This is a genomic window from Lactobacillus sp. CBA3605, from assembly GCF_002970915.1.
Taxonomy (GTDB): domain Bacteria; phylum Bacillota; class Bacilli; order Lactobacillales; family Lactobacillaceae; genus Lactiplantibacillus.
Genome location: NZ_CP027190.1, coordinates 562,211 through 587,964, shown reverse-complemented (window position 1 = coordinate 587,964; position 25,754 = coordinate 562,211). Strand labels below are relative to the sequence as shown.

Here is a 25,754-nt window from a genome sequence, read left to right as displayed (position 1 = left end):
AACGCGCTATGAAAGGCAGCGGCTTGTGCTAGCTACACTAATCACCGGATGCTAAAACCGCATCAGGCGATTAGTTAGGCTATGCTCAGCAGCTGAACGCCTTTCAGAGCGCTCTTCAAAATTAGGTGGTACCGCGAAGTCCATTCGTCCTAGTATTTCTAGGAGGAGTGGCCTTTTTTTGTCCCAAAAATGAAAGGACGTGTTCCATATGTCAGAAGAAGTTACGACTGATATGCCAACTAAATATGATCCGACTGCCGTGGAAGCAGGTCGGTATCAGACTTGGCTCGATGAAGATTTATTTAAGCCTTCGGGTGATAAAAAAGCACAACCATATTCCATCGTTTTACCCCCACCCAATGTCACGGGTAAGTTACATTTAGGCCATGCTTGGGATACGGCTTTACAAGATATTATTATTCGCCAAAAACGGATGCAAGGCTATGACACACTCTGGTTGCCTGGGATGGATCATGCTGGAATTGCCACGCAGGCTAAAGTTGAAGCTAAATTACGTGAACAGGGCATCAGTCGTTATGACCTTGGCCGGGAAAAGTTTATTCAGCAAGTTTGGGACTGGAAAGATGAATATGCCAGCATTATTAAGCAACAATGGTCAAAGATGGGCTTATCATTAGATTATTCACGTGAACGTTTCACGATGGATGAAGGCGTGTCAGCGGCTGTTAAAAAAGTCTTTGTCACCCTCTACAAAAAGGGCCTGATTTATCGGGGCGAATACATTATTAATTGGGATCCACAGGCGCGAACAGCGCTGTCTGACATTGAAGTTATTCATAAGGATGACGAAGGTGCTTTTTATCATGTGAAGTATCCCTTTGCAGATCAAGATTATACGTTCAATGGCAAGCACTATATCGAAATTGCAACAACTCGGCCAGAAACCATGATGGGCGATACTGCGGTAGCGGTTAATCCGAGTGATGATCGCTATAAGGAACTCGTGGGTAAGCAAGTTATTTTGCCACTAGCAGACCGGGCAATTCCGATTATTGCGGATGCTTATGTTGATCCTGAATTTGGGACTGGGATGGTTAAAATCACGCCTGCACATGATCCTAATGACTTTAAAGTAGGAAATCGGCATGACTTAAAGCGGATTAATACCATGAATGAAGATGCCTCCATGAATGAAAATGCCGGTAAATACGTCGGTATGGATCGTTTTGAAGCACGTAAAGCCATGGTTAAGGATTTGGAAGCCCAAGACTTAATGCTTAAGATTGACCCAATTGTGCATAGTGTTGGTCATTCTGAACGGACTGGGGTTCAAGTTGAAGCCCGGTTATCAACGCAATGGTTCGTGAAGATGCAGCCATTAGCTGAACAAGCATTGAAGAACCAAAAGACCGCTGATAAAGTTGATTTTGTGCCTGATCGTTTTGAAGAGACCTTTAATCAATGGATGGAAAACGTTCATGACTGGGTTATTTCACGGCAACTTTGGTGGGGACATCGGATTCCAGCTTGGTACAATAAAAAGACTGGCGAGACTTACGTGGATGTTGAACCACCAAAGGATATTGAAAACTGGGAACAAGATCCCGATGTGCTTGATACCTGGTTTTCAAGTGCATTGTGGCCATTTTCAACCATGGGCTGGCCGGATGAAGATGCTGCTGATTTCAAGCGGTACTTCCCAACAAATACATTAGTTACCGGTTATGATATTATCTTCTTCTGGGTTTCACGGATGATGTTCCAAAGCCTGGAATTCACTGGCAAACGGCCGTTCCAACACGTCTTATTGCATGGTTTAATTCGTGATGAACAAGGGCGTAAGATGAGTAAATCCTTAGGTAATGGGATTGATCCGATGGATGTTATTCAAAAGTATGGCGCGGATGCCTTACGTTGGTTCCTATCGAATGGGTCAACTGCGGGGCAAGATGTGCGTTTCAGTTATACGAAGATGGACGCAGCTTGGAACTTCATTAACAAAATTTGGAATGCCAGCCGTTACGTTATCATGAACTTAGGTGATATGACGGTGCCAACTTTACCCGCTAAAGCAGACTGGACCTTAGCAGATAAGTGGATTTTAAGCCGCTTGAATACGACGGTCAAACAAGTTACGGTGACCTTTGAAAAGTTTGATTTTGGTGAAGCCGGTCGGGCTTTGTATAACTTTATCTGGAATGATTTCTGTGATTGGTACATTGAAATGAGTAAAGCCATCTTAACGGGTGACGACGCCCAAGCAAAGCAAAATACGCAAAATGTTTTAGCCTATGTCTTGGACCAGGTGCTCCGCTTACTACAACCAATCATGCCATTTGTCACAGAAAAAATCTGGTTATCAATGCCACACGAGGGTAAATCCCTCATGGTCGCCGCTTATCCAGTAGATCATCCTGACTTTGACGACGCTACTGCTGAAACAGACATGGCAGCCTTGATCGAATTGATTACAGCGGTTCGGAGTATTCGGGCCGAAGCCAACGCTAAGTTGTCATCAGCAGTTGATATCCTGGTTAAGACTGATAGCACACGTTTACAGACAGTCTTCAAGACTAATGAAGATTATATTCAACGCTTTGCTCATCCTAAGAGTTTGTCGATTGGCGCAAAGGTGGTGGCACCGAAGTTAGCCATGACGCAAGTGATTAGTGACGCCGAAGTTTACATGCCATTAGCTGAACTGGTTGACTTAAATGATGAGATTGCAAAACTTGAAAAAGAACAAGCAAAATTTGAAGGTGAAGTTACCCGGGCAACTAAGAAGTTAGGCAACGAACGGTTTGTGTCAAATGCACCAGCGGATGTTGTCGCTAGTGAACAAGCTAAGTTAGCTGATAATAAGACTAAGTTAGCTGCTACAAAGCAACGATTAATTGACATTAAAGCGCAAGCTTAAAGTTTACAAAAAAGGCTACGGGTCACTGGAAGGTGTCGCGGGGCCTTTTTTGCTAAGTGTGGGAGGGATTAAGAGTAATGATAACCGATTATACAACGGCATTAGCGTTTATTCATGGACGCACTAAGTTTAAAAAGTTGCCGACTTTAGATCGGATGCGCCGATTTTTACACGAGCTTGGTGATCCGCAATTAAAGGTGAATGGCATTCATGTGGCGGGGACTAATGGCAAAGGGTCGACCGTCGCCAATTTGCGCGAGTTGTTTATGGCCGATGGCTTGACGGTGGGGACCTTTACCTCGCCATTTATTACCCGCTTCAATGAACGGATTAGTGTTGATGGTCAACCGATTAGTGATGCTGATTTGGTTGAATTAGTTCAAATGATTCAGCCAGTGGTTGCAAAGTTGGATGCTGAGTTACCAACTGGGGGCCCGACGGAATTTGAAATTATCACTGCCATGATGTTTTGTTATTTTGCGACCCAACCGATTGATATTGCCATTGTTGAAGTGGGGTTGGGAGGGCTGTACGACTCGACCAATGTCTTCACGCCCAAAGTAAGTGTTATTACCACGATTGGGTACGATCATATGCAGATTCTCGGTCACACCTTAACAGCGATTGCGACCCAAAAGGCGGGGATTATTAAAGCTGGCGTGCCAATCATGGTTGGCCGCTTGCCCGCAGAAGCACAGGCAGTCATGGTTGATACGGCCGCTAAGCAAGCTGCACCCCTGCAAACATTGGGACAAGACTTTACGACGCGACTGTTACCACCACAGGGCTGGGAAGAGCGGTTTGATTTTAATGGGATTGATCAGCATTTTAAAGCATTAACGACCCCATTGTTGGGTGATTATCAAGTAGATAATGCGGCCCTCGCCCTCGCAGCTTACTTGACGTATCATCAGCAACAATCATTACCTGTTCAAGCCCGCGATATTCGCCAAGCTTTGTCACAAACAATTTGGCCGGGTCGTTTTGAACGGCTGAATGAGTCACCGTTGATTCTAATCGATGGTGCGCATAATGAACCAGCTGTTCAAGAATTAGCGACGACCTTAAAGAGCCGTTTTAAGCAACAAACGGTGTATGTCATTTTTGCGGTTTTAGCAGATAAACAACACACTAAAATGATTCAGACGTTGGCGCAGCTTGCCAATGTGCAATTAATATTGACCCAATTTGCAGGACCAAATGCCCGCCAAGTAACGGCGCCCGCAACCTTAGAAGCAGAACTACCATCGGGTTATACGGCACCAATCTTTGCTGATTGGCAGTCGGCCTTGGTACATGTCACTAGTGAGATGTCGAGTGATGATGTGTTATTAATGACGGGATCGCTTTATTTTATTTCGGCTGTGCGGGCTTACTTTAAAGCAGAATAGACTGATGTTACGGAGTTGACCTATATCGAATAGGGGGCTTTTAGATGAGTTTATTAACCAATCGAACCGACGCACAACTGACTCAGATTCACGCGCTAATTCAACAATTTTTCAATGGCTTTTTGGCGCCTGCCGCAGCGCAAAGGTCGACCGTTGCGTTTGAAACGGCTTATCCGGCACAAAAGGTGGATGAATGGGTGCTGCAACCTGCTACTGAGCCGCTGTGGCAAAGCTTACTAGTGGCAATTCGGTGTGGTCAGTTGTTACAACAACCATCATCCCGCATTAAGTTCGGTCAAGTTTACGGAACCCAGCAACTAGGGGCGCAATTGATACAGGAGTTTACAGGGCTTGACCAAGAACAATTAGTTTTATTATGTTTGAATACTAAAAATCAAATTATTAAACAGAAAATTGTGTTTCAAGGCACCTTGAATGCGTGTCCTGTCCATCCACGTGAAATTTTTCGCGTGGCGTTAGACAGTCCAACGGCACGAATTGTGATTGCCCATAATCATCCGAGTGGTGATCCAGAACCATCGTCAAAAGATACGGAATTTACCCAACGCTTAGTGGCTAGCGGCAATTTATTGGGAGTGCCGGTATTGGATAGTTTTGTGGTGGGAGCGACGGATTACATTAGTTTTGCAGAGCGAGGCTTATTAAATTGTAATATAGGTTCATAATATAATGTGTTAAAATAAATGGGGTTAGGACGGGTAATCACTCGACTTAGCGCCATTTTTTTGTTAAATTTTATCTAAGTTCAATAATGGGACTGTATTTTTTTATAGATTACGGTATGCTAGGATTCAGGCAGTATTTTTAATGCTGAGCTACTATGCTATAATACTTACTATTATGACTAATAAATAAATTAAATTGTAAATGATGAAGGGATGAATGTAGTGTTCGGATTTGGGACAAAAAATATCGGGATCGATCTCGGTACGGCCAATACAATCGTGTATGTTGACGGCAAGGGAATCGTGTTACGGGAACCATCCGTAGTTTCGAAGAACACGAAAACTGGCGAAATTGTATCAGTTGGCTCAGAAGCACGAGATATGATCGGGAGAACCCCAGCAAGTATCGTGGCAATTCGACCAATGAAAGATGGGGTCATTGCGGATTATGATACCACCGTTGCGATGATGAAATACTTTATTCAGAAGACATTGGGCCGTTCAAACGGTAAACCATATGTCATGGTTTGTGTACCAAGTGGTGTGACGGAAGTTGAAAAGCGGGCCGTTATTGATGCGACTCGGGTCGCTGGTGCGCGTGACGCTTACGTCATTGAAGAACCATTTGCCGCAGCGATTGGGGCTGGCTTGCCAGTCATGGATCCAACCGGTAGCATGGTTGTTGATATTGGTGGCGGAACGACAGATGTTGCGACCATTTCATTAGGTGGAATTGTGTCAAGTCGGTCCATTCGAATGGCTGGCGATAAGATTGATGATTCAATCATCTATCATGTTCGTCAAAAATTTAACTTGTTAATCGGTGAACGGACTGCCGAACAATTGAAAATCGACGTTGGTTCTGCTTCATTAGAAGCTGCAGCTGACATTGAAGGATCAACGATTCGTGGCCGTGATTTGATTTCAGGCTTACCAAAAACCGTTGAAATTTCCGCAGTTGACGTTGCCGAAGCCATCCAAGAAATTGTTTCTGAAATGGTTTCAGCCATTAAAGAGACCTTGGAAGAGACCTCTCCCGAAATTGCCTCTGATGTAATTGATCATGGGATTGTGTTAACCGGTGGTGGTGCCTTATTAAAGAATCTTTCCGAAGTGATTGCTGACGAAACTAAAGTGCCAGTATTCATTGCTAATGAACCACTCGATTGTGTGGCCGTTGGGACTGGAGAATCACTCAAGAGCATCGACGTTATGAAAAAGCGATAACAGGTGAGCGGGAAGATGACTTCCCGCTTATTTATTGTTAAATCATAGGATTTTCGACCGGGGGTTCATTATGCAAAAGTTTTTCTCTAACCGTAAATTGGTGATTGTTATCATCTTATTACTTATCAGTTTCGGCTTGATGAGCGTTTCTGTCGCTGTTCGTGACCGTAAGTCAACGCCGCCATTAGTCCAACAATTTGGGAACGATGTGGCGGGGGCAGTTGACCGAGTCATTGCTTGGCCGGTCAATGGGTTACAAAGCGCGACTAATTCAGTGTCTGACTTATTGAACACTTATCAAGAAAATCAAAAGTTAAAGAAGCAAGTTGATCAGTTAGCGCAAGCTAAGGTCACTGCTCAAACGACGACTGCTGAAAATAAACAGTTACGTAAAGAACTAAAATTGAATGACTCACTGACTAACTATACGGCTGTGACCGCAAATGTCTTAACCCGGACGCCATCGTCTTGGATGAACCAATTGGTGATTTCAAAAGGTGCTACGGCGGGGGTCAAGAAGAATATGCCAGTCATGTCACAAACTGGCTTAATTGGCCGGGTCGTTGAAGTTAATCAGACCAATTCTAAAGTGGAACTAATTTCAAATACGAGTTCGACGGCCGATAAGTTTGCCATTCAGATTACGAATAGCAAAGGCGCAACTGTTAATGGCATCGTTTCTGGCTATGATAAGAGTACCAATCTACTTGAAATGGGTTCAGTGACGTCTAAAGTTAAGATTAAAAAAGGTGACAAGGTTGTCACGAGTGGGCTTGGTGGGATTACCCCTAAAGGCCTATACGTCGGCACCGTTGCCAAAGTTAAACAAGATGATTATGGGTTAGCTTCTGAAGTTGAGATAACCCCCGCTGCTGACCTTAGTGATTTGACGGTCGTAACGGTCGCCGAACAATAAGGGGAGGGCCATCATATTGAGGTATTCACGGTTAAAAATAATCTTTCCGGTGGGCCTATTCATTGCCTTGTTTTTAGATGGGTCATTGTCCAACGTGTTTGCTGGCAGTTTATTTAAATATCCATATTCCAGTGTGTTGCACTTAGTCCTACTATGGATTGTGTTCGCTGTCTTTTTAGATGATCGGAATGAACTGGCCATTGGAATCTGGTCGGCTTTTGCCGGCTTGGTTTTTGATTGGTTTTATACAGGCGTTTTTGGCGTCTACCTACTGGCCTTGCCATTAGTGGTGTACTTGTGTCGTCAATTTAAGCCGTGGTTGGATTTAAATTTTTTGACCATGCTGATGGTTTACATTATCAATTTGACGATTGTTGAATCATTTGTGTACATTTGGTACTTAATTGGGAAAGTGATTACCAGTAACATAACTGACTTTGCGGTCTATACGCTAGGCCCGACGATTGCCGTCAACTTAGCTATTTTCGTTGTTTTGTATTATCCGGTACGGCAGTTGTATCTAAGGGTTAATTAAGTAGTCGGTGGAAAGGAATTAACATGCAGCAAAGTGTGGTTTTAAAAGCCAGCAATGATGGCTATGACTTGATTTTTCGGCAAGCCGCCAGTTTCGATGAAATCATGGTTGATCTGAAGGCCTTGTTAACCCGGATGCAAGTTGACAATACGACTGAAAAACAAATTTCTTTTGATATGAGTACTGAAGGTCGGTTGTTAACGGCCGACCAAACTAAGCAAGTGACTCAGCTGGTCAATCGTTATCCGTTATTTAGTATTCATAAATTAACGGCTGATGTTATTGTGACGGCGGATGCCTTAGCCATGATTGATCGCAATACGGTCCACTTAGTGAATCAAATTATCCGTAATGGGCAAGTGATTGCTGTGACGGGGGACGTGTTATTTTTCGGTAAGATTCACGAAGGTGGTATCTTACGCGCAACCGGTAGTATTTTTGTCATGGGTGAAGTGGCTGGTGCATTAGAGGCTGGCTATCCTGATCATAATGATGCCGTGATTGTGAGCGACTTAGCAACCGTTCCTCGGGTGCGGGTTGGTGAATTATTAGAATTGGTTGATTTAGAGAAGATTGTGACCGGCACGAATGTTGTTTATATTAACGATATTCAGGTGCTTGATTATCAACCCTTGAATCAACTCAAACGTGTACGACCAAAATTATTCACGCGGAATGGAGGACATCTTTGATGGGAAAAGCAATTGTCGTTACCTCAGGTAAAGGCGGTGTTGGTAAAACAACTACGACGGCCAATCTCGGGACGGCGTTAGCCTTAATGGGCAAAAAAGTGTGCCTAGTTGATTTAGATATTGGGTTACGTAATTTAGACGTCATTTTAGGCCTTGATAATCGAATCTTGTATGATATTGTCGACGTGGTTGAAAATCGGGCTCAGTTACGACAAGCATTAGTTAAAGATAAACGTTTTGACGACTTATTGTTCTTACTACCAGCGGCTCAAAATGCGGATAAGGATTCTTTGAATCCGGACCAAGTTAAAGCATTGGTTGAGGAATTGAAGCCTGATTTTGACTATGTCTTGTTAGACTGTCCGGCTGGGATCGAACGCGGCTTTATGAACGCGATTGCTGGGGCTGATGCGGCGATTATTGTCTCAACGCCTGAAATCTCGGCCATTCGTGATGCTGATCGGGTCGTGGGCTTATTGGAACAATATCCATTAGCAGAAGCGCCTAAGTTAGTGATTAATCGGATTCGGCGCCGGATGATGCAAGATGGTGAAACGATGGATATTGATGAGATTACCCATCATTTGTCCATTGATTTGTTAGGAATTGTTTTTGACGATGATGCAGTGATTCGGACCTCTAATAATGGGGAACCTATTGTGTTAGATCCTAAAAATGCGGCTGCACAAGGTTATCGAAATATTGCGCGGCGTTTAGAGGGCGAGACGGTACCTTTAATGAATCTTGAAACCAAAAAACCAGGGGTCTGGTCACGGATTACTGGTATTTTTCATCGAAATAAATAAAAAAGACTTGACGATGCGTTAAGTTTTGGTTAATATGAGAACAACATTAAAAAACAAAGAACAGAAGAGTAGTTGGTTAGACGGTGAGCAGAGAGTCGACGGCGCTGGAAAGTCGATCACGTTTAAACAACGAACCACATCTGTGAGTTGAATGGCTGAACGAAGTAAGCTGTTCCGGTTGGCCTCGTTAGCGGTGGAGTTTAGTGATAAACTCGCTGAGTTCAGTTGCGTGAGCAATTGATAAAGTTGAGGTGGTACCGCGATATTAATCGTCCTCTTAGGTTTTAGACCTAGGGACGATTTTTTTATTATCACTAAACTCCCTGAGGCAGTGACTGTGAGGTTGCTGCGAAGTGAGGTGGCACCGCGCATAGACGTCCTCTTGAGATTTTTTCTCAAGGGGACTTTTTTGTTACTGTTAATTAAATTTGGGAGGGTTAAGCTTATGCATTATATTTCAGAAATTTTGCCATCATTATTATCCGGCGCCGGCATGACGCTACAGATTTTTATTTGGACGCTAATCGGATCGATTCCATTGGGGTTATTAATTAGTTTGGGATTAATTTCAAATATTAAACCATTACAATGGCTGTTGACTTTTTATGTTTGGCTGATGCGAGGAACACCATTGTTACTCCAATTAATCTTCGTGTTTTATGGATTACCCCTAATCGGAGTTGTCTTCCAACGTTATGATGCGGCACTGTTTGCCTTTATCCTAAACTATGCGGCTTACTTCGCAGAAATTTTCCGTGGTGGCTTGCAATCAATCGATAATGGTCAGTATGAGAGTGCCCGGGTCTTACGGTTGAGTTATCCACAAACGATTCGTAAGATTATCATTCCACAAGTAGTTAAGATTGTCTTGCCATCCGTGGGTAATGAAGTGATTAACTTGGTCAAGGATTCATCGTTGGTTTATGTCATTGGCTTGGGCGACTTATTACGAGCCGGCAACGTCGCAACCGCTCGGGACGTGACCTTAGTACCATTAGTTTTAGTTGGTATCATTTATTTGTTACTGACTGGGGTGACGACCTTTGTGTTACGTCAAGTCGAAAAACGTTACAGTTACTGGAAATAAGGAGGCCTTGCCATGTTAGAGCTTAAACAAATCACAAAGAGTTTTGGAAATCGGACTATTATCAAGCAATTGGATTTGACCGTTAAAGATGGGGAAATCCTAAGTATCGTAGGGCCTTCAGGGGCTGGTAAAACAACTTTGTTACGGTGTATTACCGGGTTGGAACAAGTCGATAGTGGTCAGTTCTTAGTGGATGGTCAAGCATTCGATCCGTATACGAATCGGAGTAATGAGAGTGTGATTGGAGTAGTTTTTCAAAATTTTGAATTGTTTCCACATTTGACCGTGTTGCAAAACATTGCGTTAGCACCGACGATGGTCCTAAAAGAAAATGCTGCGGCAGCCAATCAGCAAGCACAAAAGTTATTGGACCGATTGGACTTAGGCGATCACGCTGATCAATATCCATACCAACTCTCTGGTGGGCAACAACAACGCGTTGCGATTGCCCGGGCCTTAGCAATGAAGCCTAACATTCTTTGTTATGATGAACCAACGTCAGCATTAGATCCAAATTTGCGTCAAGAAGTTGAAAAATTAATTTTAGGCTTAAAAGCTGACGGTATGACGCAAATTGTCGTAACCCATGATTTAACCTTTGCACAAAATATTGCGGATGATGTGTTACACGTTGAACCAAATACGACCAAATAGGGGGCCTTGGCATGAAAAAAAGAATAATTTCAATGTGCTTACTCGTGGTCATGTTGGTGGGGGTTGTTGGGACCTTATCTGGTTGTCAGAGTGTGACACAACGCGCTAACACTCAGGATACTTGGGCGAAGGTTAAGAAGCGTGGGTACGTGATTGTCGGCTTAGATGATAGTTTTGTGCCGATGGGATTTCGCGAAAAGTCTGGGAAGCTAGTCGGTTATGACGTTGATTTAGCCCGGGCAGTCTTCAAGTTATATGGGATTAAAGTGAATTTCCAAACGATTGATTGGTCGATGAATGCAACGGAACTTCGCAATGGCACGATTGATTTGATTTGGAATGGTTACACGAAGAATCCACAACGTGAAAAAGTGGTTGCGTTTAGCAATACTTATTTAAAGAATAAGCAGATTTTAGTTTCATTGAAGAAAAATAAAATTAGTTCCTTCAACGATATGACGGGAAAGACACTAGGGGTTCAGTCGGGGTCATCGGGTTATGAATCACTCGAAAATAACCCCAAACTGTTAAAAGACAAAATTGCTAAAAAAACACCGGTACAATATGATACCTTTAATAATGCTTTCTTAGACTTAAATGCTGGTCGGATTCAAGGGTTACTGATTGATAACGTATATGCCAATTATTATATTAAGCACGAAGCCAACTCAGCGAATTACCAAGAGACCCAAGGTAACTTTAAGTCCGAAGACTTTGCAGTCGGTCTCCGTAAAGGTGATCGGACGATGAAAAGTAAAATCAATGCTGGTCTAAAGACCTTGAAGGCGAATGGCACCTTGGCTAAAATCAATGAAAAATGGTTCGGTACCACTAATTAGCGGACTTGCAGGCTTAACTAAACGAGGACCAGCTTTGGACAAAAGAAAACAGTCGCTGCAAGAAGTTAACTTCTTGTGGCGACTGTTTTACATTGATCATCAGGTGGACCAAAACGGGTCCCAAAAGTAAACGAATCGGCTTTTAGCTAAGCTTTAAAAAATTCATGATATAAGGCAATAACCGCTTGGTCGGCATCACGATCATGAACACCGAACATAATTGAAATTTCAGAGGCGCCTTGATTAACCATGATTAGTTTAATGCCATGTTGAGCGAGGGCCGTTGCGGCGCGTGACATAATGCCGACCCGGTTGCGCATGTTTTCTCCAACTAGCATTAAAATGGAATAGTCATGGGTGAAATAGAGCTCATCTGGCTGCACGGCAGCGGCAATCTCGGCCGTTAATTCGGTCTCTAAGGCAGTCGTTAACTGATGCTCATCGAAGATAATCGTTAAGTCATCAATCCCAGATGGCATATGTTCATAACTAACATGGTGGTCTTCTAAAATTGTTAGAATTTTGCGACCAAAGCCAACTTCCTTGTTTAAAAGGTATTTTCGTAAATATAATGAGCAAAAACTTGAAGAACTTGCAATCCCGGTCACCGGATAAGCGGTATTGCAGGCCCGGGTCGACTTAATTAGCGTTCCTGGGGCTTCCGGATGATTGGTATTCTTGACGTTGACTGTAATGTTACCCTCAATGGCCGGAATTAAAGCCTCGTCATGAAAAACTGAGAAACCTGCATAGGAGAGTTCCCGCATTTCACGGAATGTCATTTCACTGATGGCAGCTGGTTGGTGGACCAGCTTCGGATTAACCGCATAAATGGCATCTACATCAGTAAAGTTCTCATACCGGTCAGCCTGCACCCCACGTGCAACAATTGCCCCGGTAATATCAGAGCCGCCCCGTGAGAACGTGCAAATCTGCCCATTGCGATTGTAAGCGAAGAAGCCAGGAATGACTAGAATCTGTTCACTAGCTGCCCATTTTGCCAGGTTAGCATAGCTGCTAGCAATAAGCTGGGCATCATCAGGGACGTCGGTGACAACCATCCCAGCATCCTTAGGATCTAAGTAACGGGCATTGAGGCCCATTTGTTGGAACACAGCGGCAACCAGTTGGGCATTAAGTCGTTCACCGTGGGCCTTAAAGGCTGCCATTAAATACGTATTGTCGGCGTAGGTCTGGTTCGGTAAATTCTTAATGGTCGTGAAGATGGGGGTCAATTGGGCTTCTGGCACGTTGAATCCATGACCAATTTCGGCGTAGCGGTCAATAATAGTCTGGACAATGGCAGCTGTGGCTTGATGATGAATCGTCAAGCGCGCGTATTGGATAAGCAAATCAGTTACTTTGGTATCGCCGTCAAACCGTTTACCTGGGGCCGAAACAATCACATAACGCCGTTGGTCATCAGCTTTGACAATTGACAGCACTTTTTTCAGTTGGGTACTGTTGGCAAGCGAACTGCCACCAAATTTAATTACTTTCACATTAAATCGCTCCTCGATTATATCAATACTGAAAAGAATAGCAGACAAACCCCGAGTTTGCAATGTTATTCTCGACTCATAAAAATCTCATATTCAAATAAAAAGTGCCGCTGACCACTGCAACTAAATGATTTAGCTGGTGTTTCAAAGTGGAAAGTTGCGTCGGCAGAGCCTTTCGCTTATTATTTAGTACATATGCAAGGAGGATTTTAATTTGCAATCTCAGTTAGCAGCAGGGGTACAATTGACGACCGTTATGAGTCATCAATTCAAAACCAATCAAATTATTGTTAATTTTCGAACGCCCATTAATCGGGCGACAATTACCCAACGGGCGTTATTAGCCAACTTATTAGAAACGAGCGCCGCAGACTATCCCGATCAACGGGCGTTGGCCCATGCCTTAGCCGGTATGTATGGTGCGGCATTTGGTGCTGGTGTCAGTCGCAAAGGACCGACCCACAGCTTACAATTAGCCATTACAGTACCCAACGAGCGTTTCTTAGCGACCGAACAGCCGTTAACTGCGCAAGCGATTCAATTCTTACAGAATGTGATTTTTCGGCCTTTAGCGCAAGCGGGTCATTTTGATGAGCCGACGTTTGCCCGCCAAGTGACGAATTTGAAAGCTTCAATCAAGTCAGTCGATGATGACAAGCAGTATTATGCGGCACAACAATTGAATGCGGCCCTATTTGCAGATGATGTTGCACAACAGATGCCGAGTTATGGAACAGTTGCAGATTTAGCGACCTTAACAGCAACGGGTGTCTACACGTATTATCAGCAGCTGTTAGCGACTGATCAAGTGGATATTATCATGATGGGTGACCTAGACGAAGCTGCAGTCTTAGCTCAATGGCAAGCAATTGGTTTTCAAGATCGACCAGTGACAACCAAACCCGCTGCCTTTTATCGCCACCAGAATACGGGGACTTACGTGGAAACCAGTGAGGTTCAAGCCTTGAGTCAAGCTAAGTTAAACTTAGGTTATGATCTACCGGTCTTTTATCGTGATGAGCATTATTATGCCGCACTAGTCTTTAATGAACTATTTGGTGGCTCGCCGTTATCCAAGCTCTTTATGAACGTGCGGGAAAAAGCCAGTTTAGCCTATTACGCAAGTAGCTCATTAGATACCTTTCGGGGCGTTATGAAGGTGCAGGCCGGTATTGACGGGCAAAACCATGATCAAGTCTTAGCCATTATTGCAGCCCAATTAACGGCGATTCAAGCCGGGGACTTTACGGATGAGTTAGTGGCACAAGTGAAGCTCGGCTTGATTAATGATTTTGAGTCAAGCCTAGACAGTCAACGGACTTTTGCCGTTCAGGCTTTGATTGATGATTTGACGCAACGGACGGTGACGGATGCGGAATGGTTACGCCAAATTAAGGCCGTCACTCGTGACCAAATTAAGGCCGTTGCGCAGTTAGTTACCTTAAACCAAGGCTTCTTTTTAAGTGGGGCGACAGCATGCAAGTAAAAAAATATGAGCAATTTAATGAAGTGAGTTACCAAACTAAACTCGCTAATGGTTTGACGGTCATGCTGTTACCAAAGGCAGATTTCCATAAGACTTATGCAACGTTTACGACCAATTATGGCTCAATTGACAATACTTTTGTCCCAGCCGGTGACACTGAAATGCACCGTTTCCCAGATGGCATTGCCCACTTTCTTGAACATAAAATGTTTGAAAAAGCGGACCATGATGCTTTCCAAACGTTTGGGCAATACGGCGCTAGTGCCAATGCCTTTACAAGTTTTACTCGGACAAGTTATTTGTTTTCTGCGACACAAAACTTACGTGAAAACTTGGTCACCTTGCTTGATTTTGTGCAAGCGCCATACTTTACGCCGGCTACGGTTGATAAGGAAAAGGGCATCATTGGACAAGAAATTGAAATGTATGATGACGATCCTAGTTGGCGGTTGTACTTTGGGATGATTGGCAACTTGTATCCTAATCATCCACTCCAATACGATATTGCTGGTACGGCTGCATCCATCGCTAAAATTACGGCGGATGATTTATATGCTGCTTATCGGACCTTTTATCATCCTGAAAACATGACATTATTTGTGGTCGGTAAGTTAGACCCCGATGAAGTTTTAGACTGGATTACGACTAATCAAACGGCTAAGCATTTTGATGATTTCCAACCAATTGAACGGAAGATTCCAGCAACTGCCACGGATGGACATGATATTATTCCTTATCGGACCATTGATATGCCAGTTAACCGGGCAAAAGCTATTGTTGGTGTGAAAGGGTTAACACCGATTGAGCCTGGCTTAGCAGCGCTTAAATATCGTGCGGGGGTTAACGTTTTATTAGAATTATTATTTGGCGATACCTCGAAAAATTATTTGCGCTTATACGACCAAGGTATTATTGATGATACCTTTGGGTATGATTTTGAGCTACAAAATGGCTTTAACTTCATTACGTTTAGTGGTGAAACTGACGATCCTGCCGCGTTTGATGCCGCCATTATTGAGGTCATTGAACATTGGCAAACGGCAGTTATGGACCAAACCGAGTTATTAGCCATTGTGAAGCAAGAAATGATTGGACGGGTCGTTTTTATGGCTAACTCATTGGAAGCAATTGCGAGTCGTTATGATCAACGACTTTATGGGCCGGCAACAATTTTTGATGAACCCGCAATTATCGACAGCTTGACGTTAACTGATATCGAAGCAATTGCGTCCCAACTGCTAACGTCGCAAGCAATTAGCGAATATCAAATCCGACCAGCAACGAAGGGTTAAGGAACCGTGAAATTTCGTTTCGTCTTAGTCGACTATTGAGTTGGCTGTGATATACTATGAAGCGAAAGATTTTGAAAACTAGACTTAGGGTGGCGAAAAAAGTCAAATGAGTGAAAATGAAGAAAAAAGCAAGATTGGGGCCCGTTTAAAGGCCGCACGAACAACGAAAGGTTTGACGATTGATGATTTACAACAAATCACCAAGATTCAAAAACGTTATTTGATTGCGATTGAAGACGAACAGTTCGATAAGTTACCAGGCGATTTTTACGTCCGGGCTTTTATTAAACAATACGCCGACACGGTCGATTTAGATGGGAATGCGTTATTGGAAGAATATCGCGATGAATTACCAAAGACCCATGCCGAAACTTTTGTGCAAAATGTTGATGAGGTTCAACCAACACGGACTGAATCACGAGAACAACCCACCAGTACGGGTAGTCGGGTGCGCAACTATTTGCCAACGATTATTGTAACGGCAATTGTTGTTTTAATTTTACTATTCATCTGGTTTATGGCCGTCCGGACTCATGTGGGGGCCAGTTCAGCCGATACTGCTAGCAGTTCATCTGTCGAGGTTTCTAGCTCGAAGAATACTAGCAGTAAGCAAGCGGCCGCTAGCGCTAAAAAAGCTGCTAGTAGTAGTCGTGCCGCGAAGGATAGTTCCAAAAAGTCAACGACTGAACAAACGATTAAGGCCAATGGGAGCAGTGATACTGCTTATACGTTGACAAATGGCGCGGATAAAAACAAAGTCGTTGTTAAGGCTAGCAAAGCCGCTTGGACCTCAGTTACGACTGATGGCACCCAAACTTGGCAAGGCACCTTGACTGCAGATGGCACGCATACGTTGACGTTACCAACGAATGCCAGCACGGTTAAGTTCCAATTTGGGAACGCTGCGGCGACGTCAGTGACCATCAACGGCAAGCAGTTTAACTTTAATCCCAAGAACAGTTCGACCCAAGTTCGGACGATTACTTTAACCATTAAATAAACGTTGTAGAGGAGCTAGTATTTTGAATTTACCCAATAAATTAACCGTTTTTCGCATTATCTTGATTCCTGTCTTCTTATTAATTATGGTTCTACCATTAAGTTGGGGCCAAGTTGTATGGGCGGGCACCACGATTCCAGTGACCCAAGTTATCGCAACGATTATTTTCGCTGGGGCATCATTGACTGATTTAGCGGATGGTAAGATTGCACGACGCAACCACTTAGTGACTAATTTTGGGAAATTTGCAGACCCCTTGGCCGACAAAATGCTAGTGATGACTGCGTTTATTGTGCTGGTTCGCTTGAACATGGCCCCCGATTGGGTCGTGGCCATTATTATGTGCCGGGAATTAGCTGTGACTGGATTACGGCTCTTAATCGTTGAAAATAATGGTCAGGTCATGGCTGCTGCCATGCCAGGTAAGATTAAGACAACCACGCAAATGATTGCGATTATCTTTTTACTGTTAAACAATGTCTTGTTTGCGGCGATTAATATTCCGTTTGCTAGCATTATGTTGTACATCTGTCTCTTCTTCGTGATTTATTCGGGCATTGATTATTTTGTCCAGAATCGTGACGTTTTTGCCGACGGATTTAAATAAAAATATGGAAGTTCCGTTGGGCCAGACTGGCTTAACGGAACTTTTTCGGTCAATACACCCAATCCTTTGAGTGTCGAATCAAATTAATTTCGTATATAATTAATGTAACCACAAAAACGGGTTACCAGGAGGCCATTGAATTAATGCAAGCAGAAATTATTGCGGTCGGTACTGAAATTTTACTCGGCCAGATTACGAATACCAATAGTACCCATATTGCACAGGGATTAGCTGAATTAGGCATTGACAGCTATTATCAAACGGTAGTGGGTGACAATCCCGCCCGCCTAACAGCTGCGATTGCCATTGCGGCGAAACGCAACGATCTTGTTATCTTAGCGGGGGGATTAGGGCCTACTAAGGATGATTTAACGAAGCAAACATTGGCGGCCTATCTAGGCGTTCCATTAGTTGAAGATGACCCAGCGATGCAAGTTATTGAACAGCGGTTTGCCCAAACGGGTAAAGTGATGACGACAAATAACCGGTTGCAAGCACTTTATCCCCAAGGCGCACAACCGCTGACTAATCATAATGGGTTAGCCGTAGGGGCCTTTTATCAAAATCCGGATACCGCGGACTTTGTCTTATTACCAGGACCACCACGAGAAATGAAGAAGATGTTTGATACGGAAGCTAAGCCTAGACTCCAGCAAGCGTATGGACAGCAAGCCCAAATCTATTCCCGAGTGTTACGCTTTTTCGGCATTGGTGAATCGCAATTAGTGACGGAATTACAGGATTTGATTGCGACCCAACAAGCGGTCACAATTGCACCTTATGCAAAAACCAATGAGGTCACGCTCCGTTTGAGTGCGCAAGCTGCGACTCAAGCGGATGCAACCGCTGCTTTAGATGCGGTGGAAGCCCAAATTAAGACCCAGGTTGGCGACTACTTTTATGGGTACGGTGATGACAACTCGTTGGCACAAGTCGTTATTGAGACGATGATTGCGCGGCAGCTGAGTCTGACGGCAGTTGAAAGTCTGACGGCGGGATTGTTCCAGAGTACTATTGGCAGTATTCCAGGGGTTTCAGCCATCTTTCCCGGTGGCCTGGTGACATATGCCAATACTGCTAAGCATCAATTAGCAGGGGTGCCACAGGCAACGATTGATCAAGCTGGGGTGGTATCAGAAGCAACAGCGATGGCAATGGCGGTTGGTGGCCGGGCCCAACTGAATACGGCTGTCGCCTTAAGTTTTACGGGCGTTGCTGGTCCTGATGAGCTTGAAGGTCAGCCAGCTGGCACGGTTTGGATTGGCCTAGCTTACCGTGATCAACCAACGATTGCCAAGCAATATCATTTTGCGGGGGATCGCCAAAAGATTCGCGAGCGTAGTGTGATGGCCGGACTTGATTTATTACGGCGGACATTAGCAGCTGATCAAGGGACTAAAAAATAAACCGAACTTTTGTTCGCTTTTTGCTTGCATTTATGTAAATGAACCGCTATGATATTAAGAGTTAAGAGCGAGAACCAAAGGAGGAAATAATTTGGCTGATGCACGGCAAGCGGCACTAGATGCTGCCTTAAAAAAAATTGAAAAGAACTTCGGTAAAGGCGCCATTATGCGAATGGGGGATGCTGCTAATACAGCAATCTCGACCATTTCTAGTGGGTCCCTAGCCCTCGATGATGCTTTAGGTGTTGGTGGGTATCCCCGCGGCCGCATCGTTGAAATCTATGGTCCTGAAAGTTCTGGTAAGACGACCGTTGCGTTGCACGCAGTTGCAGAAGTGCAAAAGCAAGGCGGGACGGCTGCGTATATTGATGCTGAAAATGCGTTAGATCCCGTTTATGCGGAACATTTAGGCGTTAACATTGATGACTTATTGCTTTCACAACCAGATACTGGTGAACAAGGGCTCGAAATTGCGGACGCCTTAGTTTCTAGTGGGGCAGTTGACATTTTAGTCGTCGATTCAGTTGCAGCCTTGGTGCCACGTGCTGAAATTGAAGGCGAAATGGGTGATGCGCACGTTGGGTTGCAAGCTCGTTTAATGTCACAAGCGTTACGGAAATTATCTGGGACGTTGAATAAGACTAAAACCATTGCCTTATTTATTAATCAAATTCGTGAAAAAGTTGGGGTTATGTTCGGTAATCCTGAAGTTACCCCAGGTGGTCGGGCTTTGAAGTTCTATGCAACCGTTCGTTTGGAAGTTCGGCGTGCGGAACAGATTAAAGACGGGACCGATATTATTGGGAACCGAGTTCGGATCAAAGTTGTCAAGAACAAGGTTGCGCCACCATTCAAACGTGCTGAAGTCGATATTATGTACGGTCATGGGATTTCACAAACGGGTGAAATCGTGGATATGGCTGCTGATAAAGACATCGTTAAGAAGAGTGGCTCTTGGTATTCTTATGGTGAAGACCGTATTGGTCAAGGCCGTGAAAATGCGAAGAAATACTTGGTTGAACATCCAGATGTCATGACCGAAATTCGTCAGAAAGTTCGGAATGCTTATGGGATGGATGCTTCTGCCGATGAAGAGACTGAAGCCGTGGATGGTAAGCGGACTGACCCGAAGGCAGCTAATGATAAAGCTGCGGGTAAAGCACCGGACAAAAAAGCGGCCATTAAGCTCGATTTAGATGACACTAAAAAAGATAAATAAAGTTAAACCTGAGACGTTTGGATAAATTTTCAAGCGTCTTTTTTTGTTGTGCAAAAATTTGATGCCAGTACTAGGGCAATTAAAACGAACTATTAGCCAGAGGTAGCGACGATGTTTGGGGACAAGTAGCGTTGCTTTAGTCGACACACAAGTGATGAAGAATCGGATTTAGTGGCTGATTAATTGGTCATTGATGAGCGGATGACCGGGAAATTAATGGCTTCACATAAGACTTTAAGTTGACACTGCTAGTTTCAAACATTAGAATAACAAGTGTGTAAGTAATCAAAATATAACATCTGAAAATTTGTAGTTGATTTTATGTTAACTGGATTTTGGTGATGCGGAGGTGGAAACATGAATGTTTTCGGTATAATCCTCGCAGTCATCGCAATTGTTGTCGGCTATGGGATTGGTTATTATGTTCGTAAGAATGTCCAAGAGAAAAAGTTGGACGTGGCCAAGAACACCGCCGAAGGTATTATTTCTGAGGCTAAAAGAGCAGCGGAGACTCAAAAAAAGGAAAAGATTCTCGAATCCAAAGAAGAGAGTCACCGTTATCGATCTGAAGTAGAAAACGAGTTGAAGCAACGCCGGAATGAAGTGCAAAAGCAGGAAGACCGGTTGTTACAGCGCGAAGAAACTTTGGACCACAAAGAGAATACTTTTGAAAAACGCGAGGACGCTTTAGGCAAAAAGGAAGATAAAATTGCCAATGAGCAAAAACGGGTTGAACAACAGCAACAAAGTGCAGCTTCACTAATCACGCAACGTCAAGCTGAATTAGAAAAGGTCGCCGCCTTGTCACAAGACCAGGCGCGGGAACGGATTTTAACGCAAACGCGGGATCAATTAACGCATGAGCGAGCCGTGATGATCAAAGAAAGTACGGACGAAGTTAAATCGCAATCTGAAAAGGAAGCCAAAAACTTAATCGTGCAAGCGATTCAGCAAAGTGCGGCGGATATGGTTTCTGAAACCACCGTCTCAGTGGTTTCCTTGCCAAATGACGACATGAAGGGCCGGATTATTGGTCGTGAAGGTCGAAATATTCGGACGCTTGAAACGCTTACGGGGATTGATTTAATTATTGATGATACCCCAGAAGCGGTTGTTTTGAGTGGATTTGACCCAATTCGACGCGAAATTGCTAAAATTGCGCTCGAAAAATTAATTCAAGATGGTCGGATTCATCCGGCACGGATTGAAGAGATGGTTGAAAAAGCCCGGAAAGAAATGGATGAAAAGATTCGTGAGACCGGGGAACAAACTGTCTTTGATTTAGGCTTGCATGGGATGCATCCTGATTTGATTAAGATGGTGGGCCGATTGAATTATCGGACTAGTTATGGTCAAAATGTATTAAATCATTCAATTGAAGTTGCGAAGTTGGCGGGCGTTTTGGCCGCTGAACTTGGTGAAGATGTTACTGTAGCGAAACGCGCAGGGTTATTACACGATATTGGTAAAGCCGTCGATCATGAGATCGAAGGCTCTCACGTTGAAATTGGCGTGGAATTGACAACTAAGTATAAAGAAAGTCCAACTGTAATCAATACGATTGCGTCACATCATGGGGATGTTGAAGCAAAATCAATTATTGCGGTCTTGGTTGCAACTGCGGATGCTATTTCTGCAGCGCGTCCAGGGGCTCGAAGTGAGTCGTTGGAGAATTATATCCATCGACTTGAAAAACTTGAAGCGATTGCGAATGATGAGGATGGCGTCAAGAAGAGCTATGCCATTCAAGCTGGTCGTGAAATTCGAGTCATCGTTAAACCAAAAGAGATTTCTGATTTACAGGCAACTGTTTTGGCACACGATATTAAAAAGCAAATTGAAAATGAACTTGAATATCCAGGTCACATTAAAGTGACTGTGATTCGTGAAATTCGTGCAGTTGATTACGCTAAATAATTTGGCAGTAAGTTTAAGACAATTTTGTCTTAAACTTATTTTTTTTGCCCCAAAGCCAAAGAATGAATTCACTTTTCGATGGAAATTAATGCTAAAATAATTGGTATAACTTAAACAAGGGAGCAATTTATGCGAATTCTATTTGTAGGTGATGTAATGGGTAATGTCGGTCAGGCGGCAATTGAGACGTATTTGCCAAAACTGAAGCGACGTTACAAGCCCCAAGTGACCATTGTGAATGGTGAAAATTCTACTCGTGGACGTGGCATTAATCGGGAAGTTTACAAGGACTTTCTAACGGCAGGCGCCGACGTAATCACGATGGGAAACCACACGTGGGATAATGATGAAATTTTTGACTTCATTGGCGATGCGAAAAAGTTAGTACGGCCGTTGAACTTCCCGACCGCAACGACCCCTGGTACCGGTTATACGATGGTGAACGTCAATACGGAAAAATTAGCCGTTATTAATTTACAAGGCAATGTTTTTATGGGACAAAATCTTGCGAATCCATTCTTGACTGTGGCACCACTCATTAAAGAATTACGGGAACAGACGCCCAATATTTTTATCGACTTGCATGCGGAAACAACTAGTGAAAAAGAAGCGATGGCGTGGTATCTCGATGGGCAAGTTAGTGCGGTTATTGGGACGCATACCCACGTTCAAACGAGTGACAATCGGGTCCTACCAGCCGGAACAGCCTTTTTAAGTGACGTTGGCTTTACAGGTCCTTATAATGGAATTTTAGGGATGACACGTGAAAATGTCATTGGTCGCTTTTTGGAACAGATGCCGACACGTTTTAATGTACAAGAAGATAGTCCCGCCGTCTTATCTGGTTGTTTGATTGATGTGGATGGTAAAACGGGGCATGCGAAAAAGATTCAACGTATTTTAATTAATCCTGATCACCCATATTTTGATGATTAATTTTCAAATAGAAAGTAGGAACAACAGTGCCACAAAAAACCAAAGATACCCCGATGATGCGCCAATACTTTGCGGTTAAAGACCAATACCCAGATGCATTTTTGTTTTATCGGCTCGGTGATTTTTATGAAATGTTTTTTGACGATGCCATTAAAGGCGCCCAGCTCTTAGAGTTAACGTTGACGACGCGAAATCATTCGGCGGCCAACCCAATCCCTATGTGTGGGGTACCACATCGTGCGGTTCAAAATTATATTGATATTTTAGTCGATAAGGGCTATAAAGTTGCGATTTGTGAACAGATGGAAGATCCTAAGCTTGCTAAGGGCATGGTTAAACGGGAAGTCATTCAATTAGTGACGCCTGGTACGACGTTGGAACGTGGTGCCGAACAGGCCAAGTCCAATAATTACTTGACAGCCTTGGTGCAAGCGGAAGACCAATATGGGTTTGCCTATGCCGATTTGTCGACGGGGGAACTTAAAACTAGCTTGTTAACGACGAATGACGCCTTAATCAATGAGTTGACTAGTTTACAGACGAAAGAAATTGTGGTGGACGATTCGGTCACAACCCCGTTGCGGCAACAGATTAAAGCCCTTGATATTTTGATTTCTGAACAAAATCAAGTTGAACTACAGGCAGAGTTAAGTTACTTAACTCAAGATTTGACGATTGAACTTGAAAAACAAGTGGTTGCGCACTTGCTAATGTATATCAACGTGACGCAAAAACGTAGCTTAGCGCACTTACAAAAAGCAATTGCGTATGAACCGTCGTATTTCTTGAAATTAGATCATAATTCTAAATATAATTTGGAATTAATGCGCTCAATTCGGACGGGGAAGAAGCAAGGGACCTTACTGTGGCTGTTAGATGAAACTAAAACGGCCATGGGTGGTCGGCTATTAAAGCAATGGTTAGAACGTCCTCTGATTGTGCAGGCGGATATTGAAACTCGGCAAAATAAAGTTGCGGCGTTATTAGATCATTATTTTGAACGTAGTAATTTACAAGAAGAACTTGTAAAAGTTTATGATTTGGAACGGCTGGCTGGCCGGGTTGCTTTTGGGAGCGTGAATGGTCGCGACTTGATTCAATTAAAGACCTCTTTACGTCAAATCCCTAAATTACGGTACATTTTATCTGAGTTGGATGCGACGGTCTTTAAAGATGAAGTGAGTCGGTTAGACCCGGTCGAAGATGTGGCTGACTTAATTGAACAAGCGATTGTTGAAGAAGCCCCCTTATCGGTTACCGATGGCGGTGTGATTAAGGACGGTTACGATCCACAACTCGATAAGTATCGTGATGCCATGAATAATGGAAAGAAATGGATTGCCGAACTTGAAGCCCAAGAGCGAGCAGCGACGGGCATTAAAACGTTAAAGATTGGCTTTAACCGGGTTTTTGGCTACTATATTGAAGTGACTAAGGCTAACTTGGCCCAACTACCAGCCGACCGTTATGAACGCAAACAGACATTAACGAACGCTGAACGTTTTAGTACACCAGAGCTTAAAACCCACGAGAGCTTAATCTTAGAAGCTGAGAGCCATTCTACCCAAGTCGAGTATGAACTCTTTACGAAAGTTCGTGAAACGGTTAAAGGGGCTATCAAACGACTTCAGACCTTGGCTAAGGCGGTAGCCGCAATTGATGTGCTCCAAAGTTTTGCGGTTGTGAGTGAAGATTATCAATTTGTCCGGCCGACGTTGACTAAGTCGCATGATTTGCAGATTGTTGATGGGCGGCATCCAGTGGTTGAAAAGGTGATGGGGAATCAGAGCTATGTGCCAAACGATGTCAAAATGACGCCTGACGAAACCGTCTTACTCATCACGGGCCCGAATATGTCTGGGAAAAGCACCTATATGCGGCAGTTAGCTTTGATGGTTATCATGGCACAAATTGGCTGTTTTGTGCCAGCTAAAGAAGCACAGTTACCGATATTTGATCAAATCTTTACTCGGATTGGGGCGACGGATGATCTGATTTCTGGGCAGAGTACCTTTATGGTTGAAATGCAAGAAGCGAACAATGCGTTACAGCATGCGACGGCCAACAGTTTGATTTTATTTGATGAAATTGGTCGGGGAACGGCGACTTATGATGGCATGGCGTTAGCGCAAGCAATTATTGAGTTTGTGCATAATCACATTCATGCTAAGACGTTATTTTCAACCCACTATCATGAATTAACAACCTTGGATCAGGAACTGGCAGGGTTACAAAACGTGCACGTGGGAGCGACGGAACAAAATGGCGAGTTAGTCTTTTTGCATAAAGTTGAACCCGGTGCGGCCGATAAATCTTACGGGGTCCACGTTGCAAAGCTAGCGGGGATGCCAACGAACTTGCTCAAACGGGCGAACACGATTTTGACGCACTTGGAAAGTCAGGCCACAACGGTGACGACAGCGGAACCCGCTGAATCGACAGCAGTAGCGTCCGTGACGCCAACGGTTAGTGAACCGGCGTCAGCATCAGTCGTTACCCCGGACCCCGCTGCGGAGACACAACTGTCGCTGTTTGGTGAACCCACGTTAACGGATACCAAGGGTGAAAAGATACTGCAACAAATGAAGACATTGAATCTGATGGCGATGACGCCAATGGATGTCATGACACAATTATATAAATGGCAACAGAAATTAGAGAAGTAAGTTTTTTAGAAA

Annotated in this window: 21 protein-coding genes and 2 other annotated features (1 of these 23 cut by a window edge); of the genes, 20 read left to right on the top strand and 1 reads right to left on the bottom strand. The window is 43.8% G+C overall.

Translation table 11 applies throughout. The features are described 5' to 3' along the window. Nucleotides 1-155, top strand: a binding site (T-box leader) (it extends 194 nt beyond the left edge of the window). Between the two features lie 53 nt (nucleotides 156-208). The 11 genes from C5Z25_RS02955 (at nucleotide 209) to C5Z25_RS02905 (ending at nucleotide 11,711) form a co-directional block, all read left to right on the top strand. Beyond that, entirely contained in the window at nucleotides 209-2,878 is a 2,670-nt protein-coding gene (locus C5Z25_RS02955; RefSeq protein ID WP_105451260.1) for a valine--tRNA ligase, read from the top strand. Nucleotides 2,879-2,955: 77 nt separating this feature from the next. Continuing rightward, a complete protein-coding gene (locus C5Z25_RS02950; protein ID WP_105451259.1) occupies nucleotides 2,956-4,269 on the top strand; it encodes a bifunctional folylpolyglutamate synthase/dihydrofolate synthase in 1,314 nt (437 codons plus the stop codon). 44 nt (nucleotides 4,270-4,313) lie between these two features. Next, nucleotides 4,314-4,955 (top strand): JAB domain-containing protein, encoded by a 642-nt coding sequence (locus C5Z25_RS02945; RefSeq protein WP_105451258.1) that lies wholly within the window; start codon nucleotides 4,314-4,316, stop codon nucleotides 4,953-4,955. A gap of 222 nt (nucleotides 4,956-5,177) precedes the next feature. After that, nucleotides 5,178-6,182 (top strand): rod shape-determining protein, encoded by a 1,005-nt coding sequence (locus tag C5Z25_RS02940; protein ID WP_105451257.1) that lies wholly within the window; start codon nucleotides 5,178-5,180, stop codon nucleotides 6,180-6,182. A gap of 70 nt (nucleotides 6,183-6,252) precedes the next feature. Then, a complete protein-coding gene (mreC, locus tag C5Z25_RS02935) occupies nucleotides 6,253-7,098 on the top strand; it encodes a rod shape-determining protein MreC (RefSeq protein ID WP_105451256.1) in 846 nt (281 codons plus the stop codon). 16 nt (nucleotides 7,099-7,114) lie between these two features. Next, nucleotides 7,115-7,633 carry a rod shape-determining protein MreD gene (mreD, locus tag C5Z25_RS02930; RefSeq protein WP_105451255.1) on the top strand — a complete coding sequence of 173 codons (519 nt, stop codon included), beginning with the start codon at nucleotides 7,115-7,117 and terminating at the stop codon, nucleotides 7,631-7,633. A 23-nt stretch (nucleotides 7,634-7,656) separates the two neighbouring features. Then, a complete protein-coding gene (locus C5Z25_RS02925) occupies nucleotides 7,657-8,325 on the top strand; it encodes a septum site-determining protein MinC (protein ID WP_105451254.1) in 669 nt (222 codons plus the stop codon). Continuing rightward, nucleotides 8,325-9,131, top strand: a complete 807-nt coding sequence (minD, locus tag C5Z25_RS02920; RefSeq protein WP_105451253.1) for a septum site-determining protein MinD — start codon at nucleotides 8,325-8,327, stop codon at nucleotides 9,129-9,131. The genes C5Z25_RS02925 and minD overlap by 1 nt, the downstream gene beginning before the upstream one ends. Nucleotides 9,132-9,178: 47 nt before the next feature. After that, nucleotides 9,179-9,411: a binding site (T-box leader), on the top strand. A gap of 165 nt (nucleotides 9,412-9,576) precedes the next feature. Next, on the top strand, nucleotides 9,577-10,218 hold the full coding sequence (locus tag C5Z25_RS02915; protein WP_105451252.1) for an amino acid ABC transporter permease: 642 nt from the start codon (nucleotides 9,577-9,579) through the stop codon (nucleotides 10,216-10,218). Nucleotides 10,219-10,230: 12 nt separating this feature from the next. Then, nucleotides 10,231-10,872, top strand: a complete 642-nt coding sequence (locus C5Z25_RS02910; protein WP_105451251.1) for an amino acid ABC transporter ATP-binding protein — start codon at nucleotides 10,231-10,233, stop codon at nucleotides 10,870-10,872. A gap of 11 nt (nucleotides 10,873-10,883) precedes the next feature. After that, entirely contained in the window at nucleotides 10,884-11,711 is an 828-nt protein-coding gene (locus tag C5Z25_RS02905; RefSeq protein ID WP_105451250.1) for an amino acid ABC transporter substrate-binding protein, read from the top strand. Nucleotides 11,712-11,857: 146 nt separating this feature from the next. Here the strand turns inward: C5Z25_RS02905 and C5Z25_RS02900 are convergent, their stop codons facing one another. Then, entirely contained in the window at nucleotides 11,858-13,213 is a 1,356-nt protein-coding gene (locus C5Z25_RS02900; protein WP_105451249.1) for an aspartate kinase, read from the bottom strand. Between the two features lie 214 nt (nucleotides 13,214-13,427). On the opposite strand from C5Z25_RS02900, the gene yfmF reads away from it, so the two are divergent. The 9 genes from yfmF (at nucleotide 13,428) to mutS (ending at nucleotide 25,742) form a co-directional block, all read left to right on the top strand. Next, complete coding sequence (gene yfmF, locus C5Z25_RS02895) at nucleotides 13,428-14,699, top strand: EF-P 5-aminopentanol modification-associated protein YfmF (RefSeq protein WP_234002775.1); 1,272 nt, start codon at nucleotides 13,428-13,430, stop codon at nucleotides 14,697-14,699. After that, a complete protein-coding gene (gene yfmH / locus C5Z25_RS02890; protein WP_105451248.1) occupies nucleotides 14,690-15,991 on the top strand; it encodes an EF-P 5-aminopentanol modification-associated protein YfmH in 1,302 nt (433 codons plus the stop codon). Before yfmF ends, yfmH begins: the two co-directional genes overlap by 10 nt. A gap of 106 nt (nucleotides 15,992-16,097) precedes the next feature. After that, nucleotides 16,098-16,991 carry a helix-turn-helix domain-containing protein gene (locus C5Z25_RS02885; protein ID WP_105451247.1) on the top strand — a complete coding sequence of 298 codons (894 nt, stop codon included), beginning with the start codon at nucleotides 16,098-16,100 and terminating at the stop codon, nucleotides 16,989-16,991. Nucleotides 16,992-17,013: 22 nt separating this feature from the next. Next, nucleotides 17,014-17,598, top strand: coding sequence for a CDP-diacylglycerol--glycerol-3-phosphate 3-phosphatidyltransferase (gene pgsA / locus C5Z25_RS02880; RefSeq protein WP_105448752.1), 585 nt, complete (start codon nucleotides 17,014-17,016; stop codon nucleotides 17,596-17,598). Between the two features lie 143 nt (nucleotides 17,599-17,741). After that, nucleotides 17,742-19,004, top strand: coding sequence for a competence/damage-inducible protein A (locus C5Z25_RS02875; RefSeq protein WP_105451246.1), 1,263 nt, complete (start codon nucleotides 17,742-17,744; stop codon nucleotides 19,002-19,004). A 91-nt stretch (nucleotides 19,005-19,095) separates the two neighbouring features. Further along, complete coding sequence (recA, locus tag C5Z25_RS02870; protein ID WP_105451245.1) at nucleotides 19,096-20,223, top strand: recombinase RecA; 1,128 nt, start codon at nucleotides 19,096-19,098, stop codon at nucleotides 20,221-20,223. Between the two features lie 357 nt (nucleotides 20,224-20,580). After that, the gene (gene rny / locus C5Z25_RS02865) at nucleotides 20,581-22,140 is read left to right on the top strand and encodes a ribonuclease Y (RefSeq protein WP_105448749.1); all 1,560 of its coding nucleotides are present in this window, start codon (nucleotides 20,581-20,583) and stop codon (nucleotides 22,138-22,140) included. Nucleotides 22,141-22,269: 129 nt separating this feature from the next. After that, on the top strand, nucleotides 22,270-23,076 hold the full coding sequence (locus C5Z25_RS02860; RefSeq protein ID WP_105451244.1) for a TIGR00282 family metallophosphoesterase: 807 nt from the start codon (nucleotides 22,270-22,272) through the stop codon (nucleotides 23,074-23,076). Between the two features lie 26 nt (nucleotides 23,077-23,102). Beyond that, a complete protein-coding gene (mutS, locus tag C5Z25_RS02855; protein WP_105451243.1) occupies nucleotides 23,103-25,742 on the top strand; it encodes a DNA mismatch repair protein MutS in 2,640 nt (879 codons plus the stop codon). Nucleotides 25,743-25,754: the final 12 nt, after the last annotated feature.

Coding starts and splice junctions, on each gene's coding strand:
- C5Z25_RS02955 (WP_105451260.1), top strand. CDS start 209: ATGTCAGAAGAAGTTACGACTGATATGCCAACTAAATATGATCCGACT.
- C5Z25_RS02950 (WP_105451259.1), top strand. CDS start 2,956: ATGATAACCGATTATACAACGGCATTAGCGTTTATTCATGGACGCACT.
- C5Z25_RS02945 (WP_105451258.1), top strand. CDS start 4,314: ATGAGTTTATTAACCAATCGAACCGACGCACAACTGACTCAGATTCAC.
- mreC (WP_105451256.1), top strand. CDS start 6,253: ATGCAAAAGTTTTTCTCTAACCGTAAATTGGTGATTGTTATCATCTTA.
- C5Z25_RS02925 (WP_105451254.1), top strand. CDS start 7,657: ATGCAGCAAAGTGTGGTTTTAAAAGCCAGCAATGATGGCTATGACTTG.
- minD (WP_105451253.1), top strand. CDS start 8,325: ATGGGAAAAGCAATTGTCGTTACCTCAGGTAAAGGCGGTGTTGGTAAA.
- C5Z25_RS02915 (WP_105451252.1), top strand. CDS start 9,577: ATGCATTATATTTCAGAAATTTTGCCATCATTATTATCCGGCGCCGGC.
- C5Z25_RS02910 (WP_105451251.1), top strand. CDS start 10,231: ATGTTAGAGCTTAAACAAATCACAAAGAGTTTTGGAAATCGGACTATT.
- C5Z25_RS02905 (WP_105451250.1), top strand. CDS start 10,884: ATGAAAAAAAGAATAATTTCAATGTGCTTACTCGTGGTCATGTTGGTG.
- yfmH (WP_105451248.1), top strand. CDS start 14,690: ATGCAAGTAAAAAAATATGAGCAATTTAATGAAGTGAGTTACCAAACT.
- C5Z25_RS02885 (WP_105451247.1), top strand. CDS start 16,098: ATGAGTGAAAATGAAGAAAAAAGCAAGATTGGGGCCCGTTTAAAGGCC.
- C5Z25_RS02875 (WP_105451246.1), top strand. CDS start 17,742: ATGCAAGCAGAAATTATTGCGGTCGGTACTGAAATTTTACTCGGCCAG.
- rny (WP_105448749.1), top strand. CDS start 20,581: ATGAATGTTTTCGGTATAATCCTCGCAGTCATCGCAATTGTTGTCGGC.
- C5Z25_RS02860 (WP_105451244.1), top strand. CDS start 22,270: ATGCGAATTCTATTTGTAGGTGATGTAATGGGTAATGTCGGTCAGGCG.